Source organism: Pseudomonas urethralis, from assembly GCF_021602465.1.
Classification (GTDB): Bacteria; Pseudomonadota; Gammaproteobacteria; order Pseudomonadales; family Pseudomonadaceae; genus Aquipseudomonas; species Aquipseudomonas vlassakiae.
The window spans coordinates 25674-44488 of sequence record NZ_BQIJ01000004.1; the positions used below are offsets into that span (position 1 = coordinate 25674).

Sequence of the window (18815 nt, forward strand, 5' to 3'; positions counted from 1 at the left end):
CGCATAGGTCATCCTTGATTGGAGGGAGCGGCAGCTGCGGCGACAGCTTTAAAGAGGTTCGGTAGTGTCAATTCGCGCAACTGCACGCGTAGCTGGTGTGTGGGCGTAAAGACGGTCTTATCGAGCATTTCCTCATCGCCCTCGTTCCTGACCAATCCATAGTCCTGCAGCCGGCGCAGGCTAACCCTCACGAGACCTTCCACAGACTTCATTGACGCCCGCTCAGCACCAGGTATGAACACTGGAAGATCCAGTAGGAAGCTCCAGCCCGGGCGAAGCTGTTCCGCAGCGTAACTATCGCCTTCAGCGGATGAACGCAGGGAGTTCGCGATAGCGAGAACCTTGTCTCTTATCTCGGCCAAGGTGCTCGGAAATGGGGCTCGCCCCTCGTCCTCTATGTGGTCTGTGGTGGGATAGAACACTGCAGCAATCGCGAGATGGATCAATACCATGGCCACCTTGTCCTGCTCTGACATGGATCGCCTCAAGTCAGTCGGGCGCAGTGAAAAGCGGCTGTTCCTACCCGTAGGAGCAATCACCAACCCTCGCTCACTCACGTCGAGAATGACCAACTCCATACCGGCAGCGACTCCGTTGACTACCTCCGCGAACATGCGTTCACCGCGAAACCTTGCCACCAAATGCCGGTAGTCTGGGTCGTTTGCAGGATTGGCCGATATCGCCATTGCCTTGTAGAGCAGCCTGGCTGCATGCTGGCTATCAATGCTGCTCATTACTGCTCTCCTGCTTGATGACATATTTCAGGTCGTCGCCTGATACCACGGACGTTTCGAACTCACCGCTCACTTGGGCATGAAGATGGGGGTAACGTGACTCGCTATCGGCGTAGGCGCGATAAAGCTCGTAGGCAACAGCTTTACGCTCGACGAACGTCAGGCCTTCACGTTCAGCGAGTTCGATCAGTTGCCCAAGGTGCCAGGTCTGTCCGGAGTGCATCTTCACGTCGAGCCAAGCAAGAGCCGTTGCAATAACCTCGGTCGAGAAGGGATTGGGGATTTGCACGAACTCCGCAATTTCCCCATCAACTTCTTCTTCGTCGCCCTCGTACACGTATGCGTCCCGGCGCTCCAAAAGCGCATCCAGTAAGGTCGACAAATCAAAAATCCTGGGGGGGACTGCAGGGTAAAAGCTGAGTAGCAGGTCTTCTGTGACGCTCGCGATTGCACTCAGAGGCTTTTCCATGAGCGCTGGCAGCAGCTGAAGGTCGATGTCGGGCAAGCCAGAGCGGCGCCGTGCCCGAAAGCCCAACGCCTGCCCCTGAAGAAATCGATCACCCGCCCCTCCAATTTCATTCAGCAGGTTCAAACGCTGCAGGTTGGCGCTTTGTAGTTGAAGGTTGAGCTTGACCAGTGGGGCGATGGCGTTCGGGTTGTCCATGCCACGAATTTTGGTGGCAAGCGACTCCATCATGTGATGATCGACCGACTGGCGCTCTGAGACGTGATGGCGCGCTTCATTCAACCGCGGGCTGATGTCTTTGCGCCAATTAACAGTGCCCGGTGAACGATTGGCCTGCCGAATCATCTCCCGGATCATTTGCCGGTGCTCAATAGACAGCAAGCGTGCTCGATTCGCGAGCTCCAGTGCTTGCTCAAAGCGTCCGTTTTCGATGAGGTGAACCAGCATCTTTTCGATGAGAACCTGATAATCCTCAATTTCAAGATCAAGCATCCCCATGAGCACCACGTAGCCCTGCTCAGTCGGGGTGAACCGCACGGTACCTTCGTGATCCTGCTCCAGGCGAACCAGCTTGAAGGTCAGCTCTTTGGTCTCACCGGAGGGCGCGTGAAAATACGACTCTCGGTGCGCAGCGTATCTGTTGGTGGCATTGCTCAACGTGTCCAGCACGACCTCCGCGACACGCATTCTGGCGGGTTCGCTGAGCTCGGCGCGCATCTTTCCGGCGGTGACCATCAAGTGATCACGTACTTCGGTGAGGGTGTACCCCTGATTGATTGCCGCGCCTTCCATCATGTAGAAAAGCGAGGCAAGACAGAGGTAATTGGTATCCAGCCCCTCCAACACCTTGGAATCATCGTCGCCGCGGTGCATCGACTTATTGACATCAAGACGCAAAATCGGGCGCAAGAGCAGCAAGTTGCGTTGGTGGGCTGTCAGATCGACCAGGTCACCATTCCTCGTGTCAGGAGGCTCTGCCATGTTAGAAAGGTCGTTCATATTCAGCCCACGAATTCCTTGTCGAGCCGTCGGTGCCAATCAAGCTGCAACCGAATCATTATGAGGTGGTGTGACTGATACTAGCTTTATGCCTCTAAGCATCGCAACCAAAAAAATAGAACGTAGACGATTTGATGACCAAAGACATTGCAGATCACTCGCAGGCGCAGCAGGAGCGCCTTGCCTACATCGAGCTGAACCTGTGGTTTCTAGGGGAAGTGCGACGGCAGATGCTGGTGAGGCGCTTCCAGATAAAGGCTGCGTCAGCAACCCGGGATCTTGCCCTCTATGCCAGCTTGAATCCCGGCAACCTGACGTACGACGTCAGCGCCAAGACCTTTTTCATTACCCCAAGCTTCCAGCCTATGTACAGCTTCAGCTCGCAACGGGTGATGACTTGGCTGTCTCAAGGGTTTGCGGACGGCTTTCCTCGTGTCTGGGCCGCCGGGGTGCCGGCTCTACAGCCCGCACGCCTGGGCAATCCAAGCCTTGAAACGCTGGGCGTAGTGACGCGGGCCATTTTTCAACAGCAGCCCCTACTCATCCGCTACGAGTCTTTAAGCGGTGCAAGCGAGCGTGTAATTGTGCCGCATGTACTGGTAGACAACGGGCTGCGATGGCATGTACGTGGCTTTGATCGAAAAACCCAAGAGTTCCGGGACTTTGTTGTCACTCGGATCATCGAGCCGCGGATTCTCGATAACGATGTGCCACTGGATTTTGAAACGCGGGAGTCCGATAACCAATGGAACCATCAGGTGACGCTGGAAATGGTGCATCACCCTGACCAACCACGACCTGAAGTCACTCATTTGGACTACGACATGCAGGAGGGCGTGCTGAGGATGACTGTTCAGGCGCTGACTGCCGGCTACACCCTGCGCCAGTGGAGTGTTGACTGTTCACCTGATCACAGCCTCAGAGGCCCGGAGTACCGGCTGTGGCTCAGGAACAATGAGGTGCTCATAGGCGTGGATAACGCGCTGCTTGCCCCAGGATTTTCAGAGTCGACTGCGGGTTAGTATCACCTGCAGCTTCGTATGCAGACCTGCTTTGAAATGGCGGTGCGATGCTCCCTCGTCCTGCGACTCGTGTGCGTCGGTCATGAGTTGCGGCGCGGTACCACGTGGTAGGCGCCTCAACTCTAACTGGACAAACACATCGCGCGCGGGCTTGGCGCCCTACCACTCATTCAATTGCTCATGATCACCTTAGTGGTCAAAGCTCACGCTCCCGGGCCATCAGCCCTGCTGCGATAACTGCGGCTCAGTTCACAACTCAGCGCTGCAGAACCACTCATCATCGGCCAAAGCCGTATACATGACCTTCCTCCAATGATTAGCGGGCAGGCTTTGGCTTTGCGCAACGGAACGCAGTTGTTCACGAAATACTTCAGGCGACACGTTTTTCATGAAACCTCTTCGCTGATCAACCAGGGTGCCCAGCTCTTCAGCAGCGCGCACGAGGTAGCGACGCGCGATGTTAAAAAATTCGAAGTGATTCGACGCTCGCTTTTTATTCACCTCTAGCCACTCATCAGGTGGGCACACCTTATACTGAATAGCGCAGGGAACTTCGTGAGTCACCTCGGCTCTGATCCACATGTCCTCGTGGAAGCACGCGTGATCATAGTACGGATGAATATGCTGTTGCGCAGGATCAGTGATGATTGGATTGCCTTTATCAGTGTTGCAATCTCTGCAAGCAGGCACGAGATTGTAGGGCAGCACGGAAAGCTGCGGGTAGTGAGACTTCGGCAGATAGTGATCCAGTGTCTTAATTTCCGTAGAAAGCCCACAAAGAGGGCAAACATCATGTGCGGATACTTTAATGGCATCATAAAGGGAGCGTCCAGGCTCTCGTTTCAGCATGTAATATTCATACAAATTGATAAGCTCGGACTTTTTAATATCACCGACGACAAATGGATCCTCTCCCCTCGCTGCTCGTAAAGGAGGAATCGTACATACTGAGCCCGCTCTTGCATGTTCCTGATAAGAAAGTGCTGCGGCCTTGAAAAATTCAATCTCGTTCAGCATCCGATCTCTGTCAGGTACTTTGTTAATTGCCGATACACATTGGCGGAAGGAGAAGTCAGGCTCGTAGTCCTGAATGTTCATTCTCCTCATGGTGTCGCCTTCGAATGATTGTCGCTCGCCTTGGAGTCACGGTCTGCAATAAGCGCTCGCAGGATAGCTTGGGCCTCGAAGCCTAATCTCCCATAAAATTTCCGAAGAATTTCGTCAAACGTCTCACCTCCGTCTACCGCAGCCTGAAGAATGGTGTGGAAACCGGACAGCTGAACTTCCAAGCCGAAGACTTCGCGCGTCAGTACGCCAACATTTTCTCCAAATGTCTCAATTTGCGGGCGTTTGGCGGCGGCAGAGAGCCCCTTTCGATTGACTTTCCAGGCACAGGAAGACGGAATTTCCTGAAGCACGACAGGCGAATGTGTGGCAATGATTGCCACGCCATTGCGATCGAGCATCAAATCGTTCAGGGCCCTGATGAACGCGGACAGCAAAGGCGGATGAAGGTGGCTTTCAGGCTCGTCCAGCAGAACCAGTGTTTTCTCCTCTACCCGTTCTACCAACTTGGCAATGGTCAGAAGGACGATGGCATGCCCCGAGCTGAGCGTGGAAAAAAGCAGATCGGCTGCTTCAATGTACTCGACACTGGATAGCTCCACATGGGTCAGCATTTCCATCTGGGCAAAATTGTCATCCGACTGCAGGCTCTTTACGGCTTTATCCCACCTGCGCCTTTTATAACTATCTCTGAAGCACGCTTGCAGTGCCTTCACATACTCGCTTTTAAGCTCAGAAGATCCCTTCAGTTCGTAGCCATGCTCAGTGGATCGTTTCAAGCCGACGTAATAAAAACATGTCCCTTTCGAAGGGTCAGGTTGATCAGGTGGAGGATTGAAGGGATCGAAAGCACTGAAGGACACAGAGACGACGCTACTGAAATACTCACGCGTAATGGGAATACGCTGCAAATGCCACTGCCCAGTATGGTATAGGCTGTCTTGATCATTCCCCTGGCCAAGAGCGGCCTTTACGATGCCATTGAGAATCGTCGTTTTACCAATGCCATTTCGCCCAATGAGTGCATGGACATTGCTGGAAGGTGTCGAATCGGCTTGAACGCTGAATTTCAGCTCGATGCCTGCCGTATCCTCCCCTCCTGATTTTTCATAAATGAAGTCATAGTTCGTACGTACCGCACCACCGTTCAAGACGCGCACGAACTGCTGCTTGATGCTCGGCAGACTCACATCGCGCAGCAGTGATATAGAAAGAACTTCCTCATCGATCACGCTTTCAAGTAATTCAGGGTTCGCCGCGAGATCTCTCATGCCCGCTACGTACTCTGTTGCGAGCGGCCCAGGTACGCTGTTGGCAAGCTTGTCGTAGTACTCAACGTTATTACCAAGAGAAAAGAACCCATCCGGCAATTCAAGAAAGTGTCGCTGCAACTTCGACATCGTACTGGTGTCTTTGGTCTGCCCGCGAAAACCAATCTTGACATCGCCTAAATTATGCTCGGCACCGCTTTGGTCGTAGATGATGACGTTAAACATCGTCACGAAATCATAATCGTTCCATCGGTCAAACTTTAAATATGCACAGTTTCTGGCGGTCGAGGGAACTCGATCATCCCGACCAACAACGTAAAAGTCCATTTAGGTTCCTCAAAGCCATCAACATGAATTTGGATGCAAAGTGCGTGGTAGCAGGCGCCATCACGCGCATCTGGAGACTGGATGACTACCAGCCCAACTCGATAAAGGCATAATGCCATGTCTTGCGATGCCGTGTAGATGGCTTTTTACAACTGTGACTGCCCCAGTGCCATTTCCAAAGCGTCGGCCAGCTGGTCGAGAGCGTCTATGAGACGCTGCCTCTCCCGGGCATCATCTATTTCGGGGTGAAATCCTCGTGCGTGCCTGAGCAAGGCTTCGAGGTCATTTGTATTCAGGTCAAGCTCCACCAACATGCCGTCCGCTCCTGGTAGCTGGGCAGCGGCCATGATCACCATCAGGACTTAGCGCTGCGTAGAAGGTAGGAATGATCTTCCAGCGTCGCTCCTGCCGGTCATTGCAGTGTAGGAGACGGCAACCCCATTGCTCTGAGTTGGTAATCCGAGACGGCCTGGAACAGCATTTCGGCTTCTGCCTTTAGACGCTCGATCTCCTCCGCTGCCAGGCCTGCAGCGAGCCCTTCGTGATAGCAGCGCAGCGCTTCTGCTGCTTGAAGGGAGAGCGGCTGGCTGTCTTCGAAGACTTGCAAAAAATTCCGTCTCATCATTTTGCTCCTAACCGGGACTAAACCGTTGGTGAGATCGGCCCGCCTGATAAACGCTCTTGATCGACAGCAGTCCGTTGGGATGATCTCATTTAGCCAGCAAAATCTGACCGCAGGAGGATTCGCCGCTAGAGTAGGTCTTGAGCCAATTCGCACCCTAACGACTTCCAGAGAATCCAGTATGGCGCATCATCCGAGCAGCGATACGAAGAAACACGATACCGTGCTCTTCCAGATGTGGGAGCCCTTCCGGCAAAAAATGATCGAAGAGCAACGGTTCTACCTCGACCAGGGGAAGAAAAAATTGCTCTCCCAGTTTCACGACATGGAAAAGGAAGCCGAGCAAGAAGCAGAACGTTGGCTCGAAGAGCGCGCGCCCTACTTCGACTCTGACCGGGACGACCCGAACACCGCGTACGAAAATGCCTATCAAGAAGGCGTTGGATACTACCTCCTATTGAGCGAAATGCGAGATCAGACCCGACTCAGCTTGGTCGCCGGGATGTACCATATGTGGGATAAGCAGCTCCGTAGCTGGCTGATGAAGGAAATCCGTCATTGGCACGACGGAGATACAGTCAAGAAAAAGGTATGGTCTGCGACCTTCGACGAGATTTCAGAACTGCTTGCAGCGACTGGCCTTGTCAAAGCCGACAATACGTATGTGGCTCGGCTCAGCGCCTTTCGGTACGTGGTCAATGTCTACAAGCATGGCGATGGCCCGGCTTTCGAGCGAATTAAGGCAGATCACACAGAATTCCTTCACCAGTCGGCTTACCAGGACATCGACCCTGAGTTGCTCTGGATTGATTTCACGTCCTTGACCGTCAGCGAGACACAACTCGACGAACTGTCCCAGGCTATCACCGACTTTTGGAACGGGATTCCGTACGAAGTGCGCTACAGCCAAGTCGAAGAAGCACCCGACTGGTTCACAAAGGCGCAAACGCGAGACCTCACAAAAAAGTGAAAGGGACACAGGGGCGCGAATCTGCCGCCCCTTACCCGTTTTCCTGTAGAACAGCTAAGACTGCACCCTATTCCTCCTGGCCCGGATTTCTATCTCCAGATCAGGGTGATGATATGTGCGATCCCCACTGCGATCTTTCCGAGATCCAGAGCCCTGTCAAACCAACGCTTTTCACTACGGATCGCCGCGCTCGTCGCCGCTCCAGATTCTGGCTTGGCAGTCGCTCGCGGCTTGGGCAGTGCATGAGCCGTTGGGCCATTGTCATGTTCGCGGGAGGACGTCAGATCACCGCTAGGATTGTTGATGCAACTGCCACCCACGGGCTTACACTGCGGGCAGCCACAGACTTTTTCAGATTCCATAGAAAAATATCCCATTCAAAAAAAGGAAGCGTCGAACAAGCTTTTTTTCCGAAAGGGTTAACGACGGCGGTGACGATAATCACTGAGCTCTGGGCCGGCCAGGCACAGAGGAACGGCGAGGGATGCTCGAAGAGATCGGGCAAGGAGGGATTTGAGCTTAGAAAGCAAGGCACGATAGAACGACAGCACCTGGCGCCAGTACTTCTGACGGAGTTCGTGCTCTGCCGACAACCCAGGCAAAATGCCTGAATCAGCAAGGGCAGCGAGCGCAAGGCTGGCCTCATCGATCCGGCAATTGATCATGCGTCGATCGCAGTACCGATCGGCTAGCTCCAGGGAATCAAGAGCAGCCCACGCTCTTCTAGCAGCCCGCCCTTCTTCGGCTAAGCGCTCCCGCTCAACCCTGGCACGTTCTGCCCTTAGCTCTTGCGCGAAGGAGTGGGCTGCGGCCCGATGCTCGGTCGGCGGGTCTGCCTGGCAAGTGGTTGAAGTGTGATCGTCCATTGGGATTCTCAGTGAATGACACGCAACCAACATAGCGAGCCAGCTGGGCGCCGGCAACAAAAATCGCATGGCCGCGGTAACGCGGCATAGCTGCATCCTTCATTAGGGGGAAGCCCCTGGCAATTTTCGTTGTTCAGCGCGGTGTTGCCCTGCTCGCACATTCATCGCCGTCGAGGCACTCTCAGGCAGGTGTTCTAGAGGTCATCCAGGGCAAGGATGGCTGGCAAACTTACATACTTGCGTACGCCCACACCCGCCAAGAGATAGTCTGTTTCACGCGTGCTGAACATCGACTGCTCCGACGTAACCCTGAAGCTTGACCGGATCGCCCCGGTACGAGAGGCCCCCGACCTGCTGTCATAAACGATGCTTTTGGCAAAAACCACTGCGGGTTCACACCCCATCACCTTGACCTGATCTTCCAATTCGCTTGACAGCATGACATCGAGAATCATCCACTCACGCAAAACCACCAAAGGGCGTTCCCGACCTCTTTGTTGTGCTTGCTCAATCAGCTCATCATCGGTGAGATCAAGCCCGTGCATCGGGTCTCCTTCCTCGAATATAAAACTGGCCATCAGTGCTGCTTCCACGGTCACACGTCTCCAACGTTTATTTTGCTTGGCGCGCAGAGCTCTGCCGTATGGATTGGGAGGTCGCAAATTCACGATCCAGGCGTATTGCCCTAGTCACCTGGATTTTCATCAAAATGGCCTTGATCGAATCGTCGCTAATCAGCGGCTTGGCCACCCGAAAAATCTTCGGCAAGCGATTGAAGGTCGCTAAAGGCCAAGGTGCAGCCGGACACCCGGGTTATTCCGGCTCATGATTTCGTCAGGGCAGTTCGATCTCGAAGTCTGGTCTGAAACCCGTTTCATGCTCACCTGGATATCCTCTTGGGTTCGACAGCAAGCGGCACCGCCCTAGATGCATATCCATCGAGCGGTGAAGGTGTCCGTAGATCCAAAAATCAGCTTTCCCCACGAGCTGGGGCCAGTGATTGGCATATGCCGCTGTAAGGTGTTCACGTGCCCCTTTGACCACGCTCATGACTGGTGCATGGTGCGTGATAACAACAGTCTTACCTTCGTAGGGCTTATCAAGCTCTTGGCTCAGCCACGCGTGTGAGGCGCGATTACGGTCAATGACGTCCTGAGGTCGCAGCCGGCGGTACGTTGAATCCGCTCGGATCGCGTTGAAGTCACTCATTCGCGTCCACGCCGTGTGTGCGGCAACGTGCTGCGAGCCGGTAGATGAAAAATCCGTCCAGCTCGTTGCGCAGAGGAAACGAACCCGCCCGAACTCCAGCACTTCATCCTCAAGAACATGCACGTGAGGTGCGGCAGTTGCTTTCATTTTTGCCAAGGTACGATCGATGTGGCCACCGTAAAACTCGTGGTTACCGCATACGTAAACGACGGGGCAGTTGAATGCTTCATTGGCCCATGTCACACCCCGCGCCTTGGTGCCGATGTCGCCCGCCAGGATGACCAGATCAGCATCCGTGGACGACGGCGTGAAAGGCCTGAATTCGGTGTGCAAATCGGAGTAGATCAATATTTTCATGCAGAGTCTCGCGGGGCTGACGTCCAGTCCCGTGTCTTCGATTAAGCGATATATTGAATGAGTCTTTAGCATGCAAATGGGCAGCGAACGCCGCCCTGATGCACCTAGAGCCAAATGAAAGTGTTCCACACAGTTGACTATACGACATTGTACGGAACCACGCAAACCGGGCATACAGTCGGATTTTAGGGATGCTCCCGAATGCTCAGGCAAGCTATCGCCGCAGCGCTGACCTACGTACGCCAGCAGCGCCGGGTGGTACTGACCGACGTTGAAGAAGGCGTTACTGCCGCACACCTCAGTCGCGTTGAACGCGGCGAGCGCGGCGTGTCGGTGGAGAAGCTCGATGAGATCGCTCGTCAGCTGGATGTTCATCCTCTGACACTCCTCGCCTTGGCATACGGTGCCGACCAAGTCGTCCGACCTACAGATCTGCTTAAACAGGTATCCAAAGAAGTGGCTGGATTGGGCGGGTCAGTCGCACCTCTTGTGATCACAACCGATACCCGGATTCACGCACGGGTGGCGGCGGCACGGGAGCGGCGTGAAGACGTGCAGCGTCTGAAAGCTCAAGGACTGACCAAGGCGGAGGTCGCGCGAGAACTTGGAGTTTCCAAGCAGACAGTGGGAAGGCACTGGGATCAGATGGCGACTAAATATCCAAGCGACGATGATCGCTAACTGCGCGATTATGCAATGCACAGATCATATTCTTGTTGTTGCTAAGCAGCCATTTTGAATATAGACCTATCTCTACTTTCAATGGTTTGTTAAGGCGGCTAGCACAGTATGCAACGCTTTTTTCGAGCACACGTCCTGGCTCCTCCATCAACATGACCGCATCCCGGTAAGCGCCGTCGCTGCCCTTATGAGCAGTCTCGTAGATCATTGGTACAGCAAAGCTAAGCAGACTACCATCATGCCTATAATTTAGCACAAATTTTCCGCCATCAATTTCTCTATAGTGACGCAGCAAGCTCCATGTTCTGTAAAACCTAGCAATTAACTTATACAGCTCACATGTGCGTACGCAATCCAATATCTCTCCATCTTGGGAGAAATCAATGAAATGCGAATCCAGAAGACTCTCGCGTGCTTTTAACAACTCATATGGCGAAACGGCCCAGCGGCGAGCAAAGGTTGTGAGGTAAGCTATCACGCAAGGGCATACATTTTCGAGATTAAGCTGGTACCAACTATCCGGATCTAGCTTAACCAAGCGAGCCAAGCATTTTCTATGGAAACGTATGTAGCGACGAAATATGTAGCGCCTAATTGATTTCTCAACAAGCACATAGTCCTCAAATTTAACTAACGGATCCTTCGATTTTAATAATTCACTCACCAGAAGATCGTCAGGCTTTAGTAAGTTTCTAAGTCGTCGTGTTATCTCAGCGAACGGGAGCTTGAAAAAAGTGACTGGTACTCCTGTAGCTACCGCGAGAAAATCATGTGATAATCGCTCCACCAATAACTGAGTAGGAACTTTTTTATCTTGCAGCTTGGATGGCTTTCCCGCGAAAATCTCACGGATGTTTTCCCCTAGCAGTAGCCAGCCACACTTAATACTAAGCCTGAAACCGGCACACCAATTATTTACCTCAAAGCGTAAATTAACCGATATCGCTTTTGCCGGGATCGCATCGAGAATTATTGCTAGATGCTCACAATTTTCTGCGGCCTCAGCGATCCTGTGCCTGCCGCGCCATGATTTCGATAGTACTTTCGTACACTGCTGGCAATAACGAAGTGGTTCCTGATGCCATGGGCAATGGGTAATGTATTCGAAATAGAATACGGCTGAGTGATAGCCCATTTTTATACATTGAGCGCAATGTCGGATTCTAGGTTGAGACCCTATGTCTAAGCTCCCACAGCCTGAGATGCTCAACCGCGGAAACCAACCGTCCAAAAATGCATACTGCAGCTCGTTGCATTCCAATCCGCAAGCTTCTTCAACGTATGCATATGGAACCTGGCTACCGTCCCACCAACGATCAGTCCCTTTTGAACCCTCATCTGACAGCTCTAAAAGTCTGCAGATATCGCTAAACCGTCGAAACCGGTTCCACTTCATGATGTTAAGGAATACCAGCCAAGAAGAAGCATATTTCAGAGGAGGCCGGAGGAATATGAATCGTACTGGCTGCGAGATATTCACAACACTCCACCTTCTTTCAGGATGTCCATGTATGCACGAAGTCCAGACTCAGCAGTAGCGGACTTTATGGTTTCGTCGACCATCTCAAAGTCCGCTGAGTCGCTATTCATAGATCGAATTAGGATAAGCCTGAAAACTTCAAACACGAATTCAGTGGGAATTACTCGGATTGCCCCGGTCACCACCTCCGACATCACCTTAAACGTTTGAGGGGCATAGGTGGCTAGGCGGAAGCCAGCTTCAAAGGCCCTTGGAAGGAAAAATTGAGTGTAAGTACAATTGCTGCCGGGTGGGTAGGTAAAGTTCTCATCATACCCTTTTACGGTTTCTTCCATCCAGGTATGATCGTCACAACATGGCAAATCCAATACCTCACTCAAAAATCGCGCATTGAGCTCGACACGTTTCTGTTTTTTTAGTAGCTCAATTGCGAAGTTGATTTGTGTTTGACTGAAACCAATAAGGGTGGTGTCAATGCCGTTGATGGCCAGCAAATTCTGGATATGCTGAAGATGTTCGAAATCTTCAATGGTTAGAGTCTGCAACTCATCTATAAATAGAACCCAGTGCCTCCCACCCATGTTTTTCAGGGCGCTTTCAATCGCATTAAGCACATCCTGGCGCAACGCTGCGGTGTCTAATCTCTTCGGCACGAAAAGATGCAGTGCGTTGGCTAGACTTTTGACGATATGCTCCCTGCGTTTCAGCTCATTGATCGTATCTGCTGAAACGCGCGTCACAAACCGATCTTTGAGTGCTGGGTGCCTTTTCAATGCACTAATAACGAAGTTACAAGTCGTGGTCTTACCCATGCGAGGGTAAGCCTTGAAGACAAGGCATCTTTTATGAAGCATTATGTGCTCGATTACGATTTCAAGTACTTTAGGCATGCTTGGGGTGAGGGCAACGTAGTCTTTGGTCATGAGCGGATGTATCCACATCATTTCCCGTTGCTGCTCGATATCGTAAGGATCGTAAATATCCATGGCGCCACTCAGAGCTTTTTAACCAACTCAATGAGGTCTATGCTGCCAGGCGGAACAATGTATTCCCGCTCAGGTATGGACGCATGTTTTTTGGGCTCATCTGGCTCTATCTGCGGAGCAGCATGAGACTTTAACTCCTCTGCATGTATGCCAATGTGATTTTCAGCCCTCAGTGCGTCGAGCTTCGTGGCAGACTTTGGGTCTTGCTTATTTTTTTTCGCAGCTGCCTTCAGATTGCCTTCAAGATAGCGGAAATAGGTCGTTACGATGCACTCGCCTGTCACTCGATGTAAAATCTGCCGGGATATCAATGAGTTGATAATGTCACGAACTTTGAGACTGTGTGGATGTTCTGCCCAATCGCCTTGCACCGTGAGAGGGCCTATTGAAGCACCGGTCTTCAAGTAAGCATCCACGACTCGTATATCCACCTCGTTGACCTTGATAATGATGGGCTCACCGACGAGTTGTGGGCTGCGTGCGAGTGCTGGAGATGTATACCTGGCTTTCTTGAAGTTAATGTAAGGTCGATGGCCATCTTCAACACCACCCTTCACTGTTCTGGGGTAACTCGCTCTGACAAGCCCCAACGAATGTTGCATGTCAATGGGTGGGCGCCTAGGGATGTAATGATCCTTTCTGACCAGTTGCTCGACGGTTGCAAGAGGTGACAGGAAGCGCAGCCCTGCTGACGGCTCTGCATTCAGGTTGGCAAAAAACGCATAGGTCAGCTGATCCAGTTCATCACTTGTTATCATGAATTCGATAGCAGCTCCTTCAGGATTCACTGCCCTGCCATTAAGAGGGCCTGCCCCCGTAGTATTCGGAAAGCGTTGAATCAAGTCCGCCGCAAATCGCTTGAATTTGTGCTCAACGCTGGGTCGTCTTTCAGGGCGACCAGGTACTCCATACTCAATCACGCATCCTATTTGCTTTCGGAGATCACTGCTGACCTTATTGGCTAGATGTGCCAGCGCATTATCGAGCCGAATGATTGACGGCAGTACCTGCGTCATCTCAGGAATAACCTCCATCGGAAAACCCGCGCCCGGTTCAATGGCCAAATCCTGTATGGTAAATTCAGGCTTTTGAAGGTTGGCGCTAAGCATTTTTCGAATGAGCGTGACAACACTTTCCGCAGACACATCATCACCATGAACGACGTAGTACCAAAGCGTAGCAGTGGTCAGGGAATCAACGGCGGCAAGGAGATGCAACTTCTTCAGGACATGATAGGTTTCGAGGCCATTTTCATGCTGGAGAATTAATATAAATATTGCATCGTAAGTATATGCATCGATCTCGATTGCGCTCATCAGTCCTGTGGACTTGGTCAAAGATGGAATACCTGTCCCAACGGGTATATGCGCTATAGCACCTCGATCACCACTGATATGAATTGTTCGCTCATAATTTTGCTCTCGCACCTGTTTGATGTAGGTGGTCAGCCCCCTTATACCCAAGCTCTTAGTATTGTAAGGCCACTCCATTGCCGGGTGATTATTCTCTCTCAGCATTCCTATAAATGCCACATGCACATCTACAGCTCGTATAGCAAACTCATGTATCTCTTTGCTCTTTTTGCCTTTCGACCTGCGCTTTAAGATCAGCGCAGTGAGCCGGCTTTCAAGTCCCGGATACCGACGAAATGTTGCGCCGAGCACGCCAGCGAGGCCCGCCCCCGACTGCCAGTGGGAGGCATCGACTTCTTTTGTTCGTATGTACGCTTTTATCGGTTGATGAGGTAGGAACGCTCGATACCCATAGACGTTACCATCTGGCGCCATCGTCAGACATCGCTTAATCATTTTCCTTAGAAAACTTCCGTCTATGGTCGTGGCATGTTTGATTGCGTCAATCGTATCCCCTTGAAGATACATCTCAAGGGCTTGCTTTCTATGGCGGTACACACCGGCATCCTTGGGTTCCAACTCCTCAACGGAGGCGTCCGGCCATGGCATTGTCGCGCGTATGAGGTCGACAATTTCGGATCGAGAACGCCTAGTCATGGCGCGCTCCAAGCTGTGTTGTAGCCAAACCCGTCTTTTCTTGCTTCCACAATTACGGAGCCCGAGATGATCAAGCGGCAGATCACGCCCAGCGCAATGGCTTGATCCGCTATATCCAAGTCCTCAAGCAGAGATCGAATCGTGCCCTTTCTCAGCAATTGAACCTGGGTACCCACGAGCTCAGTCTCATGGTCAAGCTCGTAACCCCTCAGCTGCGATGCAAATGCGATTACTTTTAGCCAGAACCCTAATTGATAGGCGACCAACGTAAGATGAGCAGACGTAATCGAAACCAGCTCCGCGTGTCGAGTAACTTGATCAGTGAGTCGGTAACGAATAGGGATCGATTTGCGATCGGAGTCATGTTTCTCATTGGCGTCTATTTGATGAAATTCGACTGCCCCAGACCTACGATCAACCCATATCCCTCTGATTTTCGTAAAATTACTGTCATCCTCACCCTCACCTACTGTCAGGCTGATGTTCACATCCTCATCGAAGCGGTAGGCCTGCACACTCGGATTGGTCTCCAGTTCGGTAGCCCAGTGAATGATTTCCAGGTCGCCCAGGATAACGAGATCAGCATTCAGCTTGGGGCTGTAGACCATCCAAAGACTGCGGTTATGGCTGCTGGTTTTGCGGCTAGCCGCTAGCTGATTGCGGCGGTGACCTTTCATCGTGGCCATGGGGAAGGTCTCACTGGGCGCAAAGGTACGAAATCGCTTCCATAAATATTAGTACGACAGATGGTAGCTGCTAGGAATACTTCGCAACTAGCATCTTTCGAGAAAGTCCGGTACGGTATAAAAGTTCTCCAATTTCCTCGTTTTTAGCCTCCAAAGGCTTAGATAAGTACGAGATACCGGCGTCCTTGGTACTTTGGTGATTCGTAGGGTCAGATTTGCTTCCAGCGGTTGCCCTGAGGACGAATATACATCTCAAGCTGAGAAGTAACGTTGACCATCTCACAATGATCCATCTTGATTTGTTTTTGTTAAGTGGCTGACAGGGTTGGAAATTTGGTGGGGTGGGGATAGGGGCAGTGTTTCTTCGGTGTACTCTATCTTCAGCGCCATGTTCAAACGGCACCATTCGAGACGATTCACCATCAAGGACGCCAGATGCCTGACCATCCCTCTGCCGACAACATCATCGATCTCTACGACCGGCACGCTCACGCGTGGAATGAATTGCGCGGCAATCGCCTGACCGAACATAAATGGATCAAACGTTTCCATGCCTTGCTGACGCCCTCTGCAACGGTACTGGATCTGGGCTGTGGCTCCGGTCAGCCCGTGGCACGTTATCTGATCGATGCCGGGCTGGCGGTAACTGGCGTGGATTCATCAGCGCAGATGCTTGCTCTTTGTCGCAGCCGTTTCCCTGAGCATTCATGGATTCATGCAGACATGCGCACGCTGTCGCTCGATCTCCAGTTCGACGGCGTCCTCGCCTGGAACAGCTTTTTCCATCTCAGGCCCGATGATCAGCGCAGGATGTTCCCTGTGTTCCAGCGTCATGCGGCACCCGGTGCCATTCTGATGTTCACCAGCGGTACCTCGCTGGGTGAAGCTTTGGGTAATTTCCAGGGCGAAACCTTGTATCACGCGAGCCTGGATCCTGAGGAATACACCGCACAACTGGGTGAACACGGCTTCGGGGTATTGGACCATATCGTCGAAGACCCTGAGTGTGGCGGCCAGACGGTATGGATCGCCCGCCGCTTCTGTTAACCGTTATGCACTTCTTTTATAACTACACTAAATAACCATTTAGTGTAGTTATATGATTGTGCAACGCAATCAGCAACTTTTTCACCAATCCTTCACTCCTCCCGCACTTTTCTCCGCCTAGGATTCGCCGACAATTTGCCCACCCGCAGGGTCAGTCATGAATTTCAGAACATCCGAGCAACGCGCCTTGCTGTTACTGCTGGCCGTCACCGCCTTGTTATTGACGCTGGGCTTGGGCAGTCGCGAGTTATGGGGAGCAGAAACCCGCTGGGCCAACATTTCCCTGCAGATGTTACAAAGCGGAGACTATTTTGACCCCTACCTGAAAGGCGGCGCCTATTACGACAAACCCCTGCTGTCCTACTGGCTGATCACGGCCAGCGCCTGGCTGACCGGTGGCCTGGGGCCCTGGTCGCTGCGCCTGTCCTCGGTGGTGGCGGCGTGGTTGAGTGTCTGGCTGACCTACCTGCTGGGCGAGCGCCTGTTTCGCAAGGGCACCGGCCTGGTCGCCGGCTGGATGCTGGCCACGACCTTCTATTTCGTGTTCTGGGCACGGGTGGCCACTGCCGACATCCTCACCGTGTGCGGCGTACTGGCAGCGGTCTGGTGGTATTGCCGCGGGCCGGACGATACCCGCTTCTGGCGCTACGTCGGGTTCTTCGGGCTACTGGCGCTGACGTCGTTGTTCAAGGGCTTGATCGGCTTCATCCTGCCTGGCCTGGTATTGCTGCCGCACCTGCTGGGCGAAGGCCGCTGGCGCCGCCACCTGAACCTGCGCCTGCTGGCTGCGCTGCTGCTGGCAGGCATGCTGTACATGTTGCCGTTTCTGCTCTCGCACCTGTACGGCGCGCCTGATTACGGCGAAAGCGGCCTGGGGTTGGTGCTGCGCGAGAATGTGGTGCGGTTCTTCCAGCCATTCGACAACCTCGGGCCAATCTACACCTACCTGGTGTACCTGCCGGTCTATACCCTGCCCTGGGCACCCTGCTGGATCATCGCCGTGTGGGTTGCCCTGCGCCACTGGCGGCGGATCGAGCCCAATAGCCGTTGGCTGGTACAAGGGCTTGGCCTGCTGATGCTGTTCTTCACCGCCAGCGGCAGCCGGCGCAGCTACTATGTGCTGCCGCTGGTGCCGTTCGCGCAGCTGCTCGGTGCCTGGTGGATTACCCGGCGCATGGCCGTGCGCGAAGACATCGGGCGTCGTCTGCAGGCCGGTTTCGCGGTGACTGCCGTGTTGCTGCTGGCAGTGCTGGGTATCCTCGTGCCGTGGAGCAATGGTGGCGGCGGCGTGATCCGCTTCGGCGAGGCGGTACGCGAACAGGCGAGCCGTCAGGCCCCCTTGGCGCAATGGCAGCTGGTCATGGTCGAGGTGGACAACAAGGTGCCAATGTACCTCCAAACGGGTGGTGCCCCCTTCTACTATGTGGCGCAGACCGAGCATTACCCCCGCAGTGGCAACACCGCGACGTTGATGGCCTGGCTGGAGCGCACCAGCGGCAAGCACTGGGACCCGCAGCGCACGATCATCGTCGCGCATTACCGCCATGGCGAGACGCCACCCCTTGGCTACCTGGAATACGACCACCAAGTGGTCACCACCCAGCCCAGCCGTGGCGAGCAGTGGCTACACACCCGTGATGATCAAAGCGTGGCTTATATCCCCAAGGCCTAGGCACGCCCCTTGCGACGCTGCCAAGCGTCAACTAACAGCTTCTAAACCGGCAACTAAACGCGCAGTTTTACAGCCATCCGAATGGATGTTTATGCATGTTAAGTTTCTTGTTAGCTTCACACTTGGCCGGCAACCTGAACCGCAGCTGTCTGCCGGTGCGATGTAATGATAACGCGACCCTTTTTTTATACTTCTTTCACAAAATCGAGCATACCCTTTGGCTGGATAAGCCCTTGACCACACTACGGCATGGATGACTGAGCCCCGCAGAAAACTTTGACTTAGCGCAACACAGCAACTTTTAGCTTGTGCACGGGATGCAAAAAACTTCTTTGCGTCTACGCTG

Annotated in this window: 17 protein-coding genes; 5 read left to right on the forward strand and 12 right to left on the reverse strand. The window is 53.1% G+C overall.

The window, feature by feature from the left end:
- Window positions 1-8: 8 nt before the first annotated feature.
- Complete coding sequence (locus tag L6D64_RS07735; RefSeq protein ID WP_236192374.1) at window positions 9-734, reverse strand: hypothetical protein; 726 nt, start codon at window positions 732-734, stop codon at window positions 9-11.
- On the reverse strand, window positions 721-2199 hold the full coding sequence (locus L6D64_RS07740; protein WP_176506213.1) for a hypothetical protein: 1479 nt from the start codon (window positions 2197-2199) through the stop codon (window positions 721-723). The genes L6D64_RS07735 and L6D64_RS07740 overlap by 14 nt, the downstream gene beginning before the upstream one ends.
- Before the next feature lie 134 nt (window positions 2200-2333).
- On the opposite strand from L6D64_RS07740, the gene L6D64_RS07745 reads away from it, so the two are divergent.
- Entirely contained in the window at window positions 2334-3221 is an 888-nt protein-coding gene (locus L6D64_RS07745) for a helix-turn-helix transcriptional regulator (RefSeq protein WP_443096545.1), read from the forward strand.
- A gap of 249 nt (window positions 3222-3470) precedes the next feature.
- On the opposite strand, the gene L6D64_RS07750 is transcribed toward L6D64_RS07745, so the two are convergent.
- From L6D64_RS07750 to L6D64_RS07765, 4 genes are all read right to left on the reverse strand, one after another.
- Window positions 3471-4319, reverse strand: a complete 849-nt coding sequence (locus L6D64_RS07750; protein ID WP_236192381.1) for an HNH endonuclease — start codon at window positions 4317-4319, stop codon at window positions 3471-3473.
- Window positions 4320-4324: 5 nt separating this feature from the next.
- Complete coding sequence (locus L6D64_RS07755) at window positions 4325-5884, reverse strand: AAA family ATPase (RefSeq protein ID WP_176506216.1); 1560 nt, start codon at window positions 5882-5884, stop codon at window positions 4325-4327.
- A 146-nt stretch (window positions 5885-6030) separates the two neighbouring features.
- Complete coding sequence (locus tag L6D64_RS07760) at window positions 6031-6198, reverse strand: hypothetical protein (RefSeq protein ID WP_236192383.1); 168 nt, start codon at window positions 6196-6198, stop codon at window positions 6031-6033.
- Between the two features lie 98 nt (window positions 6199-6296).
- On the reverse strand, window positions 6297-6506 hold the full coding sequence (locus L6D64_RS07765) for a hypothetical protein (protein WP_308809880.1): 210 nt from the start codon (window positions 6504-6506) through the stop codon (window positions 6297-6299).
- 181 nt (window positions 6507-6687) lie between these two features.
- On the opposite strand from L6D64_RS07765, the gene L6D64_RS07770 reads away from it, so the two are divergent.
- Entirely contained in the window at window positions 6688-7476 is a 789-nt protein-coding gene (locus tag L6D64_RS07770; RefSeq protein WP_176506218.1) for a hypothetical protein, read from the forward strand.
- A 1060-nt stretch (window positions 7477-8536) separates the two neighbouring features.
- Here the strand turns inward: L6D64_RS07770 and L6D64_RS07775 are convergent.
- The gene (locus L6D64_RS07775) at window positions 8537-8935 is read right to left on the reverse strand and encodes a DUF6957 family protein (RefSeq protein WP_176506219.1); all 399 of its coding nucleotides are present in this window, start codon (window positions 8933-8935) and stop codon (window positions 8537-8539) included.
- Window positions 8936-9176: 241 nt separating this feature from the next.
- Window positions 9177-9908 (reverse strand): metallophosphoesterase, encoded by a 732-nt coding sequence (locus L6D64_RS07780; RefSeq protein ID WP_176506220.1) that lies wholly within the window; start codon window positions 9906-9908, stop codon window positions 9177-9179.
- Window positions 9909-10109: 201 nt separating this feature from the next.
- Here L6D64_RS07780 and L6D64_RS07785 point away from each other — a divergent pair, with 201 nt between their 5' ends.
- Window positions 10110-10589 (forward strand): transcriptional regulator, encoded by a 480-nt coding sequence (locus L6D64_RS07785; protein ID WP_176506221.1) that lies wholly within the window; start codon window positions 10110-10112, stop codon window positions 10587-10589.
- Here the strand turns inward: L6D64_RS07785 and L6D64_RS07790 are convergent.
- From L6D64_RS07790 to L6D64_RS07805, 4 genes are all read right to left on the reverse strand, one after another.
- Complete coding sequence (locus L6D64_RS07790; RefSeq protein ID WP_176506222.1) at window positions 10561-11724, reverse strand: hypothetical protein; 1164 nt, start codon at window positions 11722-11724, stop codon at window positions 10561-10563. The two genes, L6D64_RS07785 and L6D64_RS07790, sit on opposite strands and share 29 nt — an antisense overlap.
- 341 nt (window positions 11725-12065) lie before the next feature.
- On the reverse strand, window positions 12066-13055 hold the full coding sequence (locus L6D64_RS07795) for an ATP-binding protein (RefSeq protein ID WP_176506223.1): 990 nt from the start codon (window positions 13053-13055) through the stop codon (window positions 12066-12068).
- 8 nt (window positions 13056-13063) lie between these two features.
- Window positions 13064-15064, reverse strand: a complete 2001-nt coding sequence (locus L6D64_RS07800; protein ID WP_176506224.1) for a hypothetical protein — start codon at window positions 15062-15064, stop codon at window positions 13064-13066.
- The gene (locus tag L6D64_RS07805; RefSeq protein WP_176506225.1) at window positions 15061-15750 is read right to left on the reverse strand and encodes a hypothetical protein; all 690 of its coding nucleotides are present in this window, start codon (window positions 15748-15750) and stop codon (window positions 15061-15063) included. The genes L6D64_RS07800 and L6D64_RS07805 overlap by 4 nt, the downstream gene beginning before the upstream one ends.
- Before the next feature lie 435 nt (window positions 15751-16185).
- Here L6D64_RS07805 and L6D64_RS07810 point away from each other — a divergent pair, with 435 nt between their 5' ends.
- Both L6D64_RS07810 and L6D64_RS07815 read left to right on the forward strand, forming a co-directional pair.
- Window positions 16186-16797, forward strand: a complete 612-nt coding sequence (locus L6D64_RS07810; RefSeq protein WP_176506226.1) for a class I SAM-dependent DNA methyltransferase — start codon at window positions 16186-16188, stop codon at window positions 16795-16797.
- 157 nt (window positions 16798-16954) lie between these two features.
- On the forward strand, window positions 16955-18469 hold the full coding sequence (locus L6D64_RS07815) for an ArnT family glycosyltransferase (protein ID WP_176506227.1): 1515 nt from the start codon (window positions 16955-16957) through the stop codon (window positions 18467-18469).
- Window positions 18470-18815: the final 346 nt, after the last annotated feature.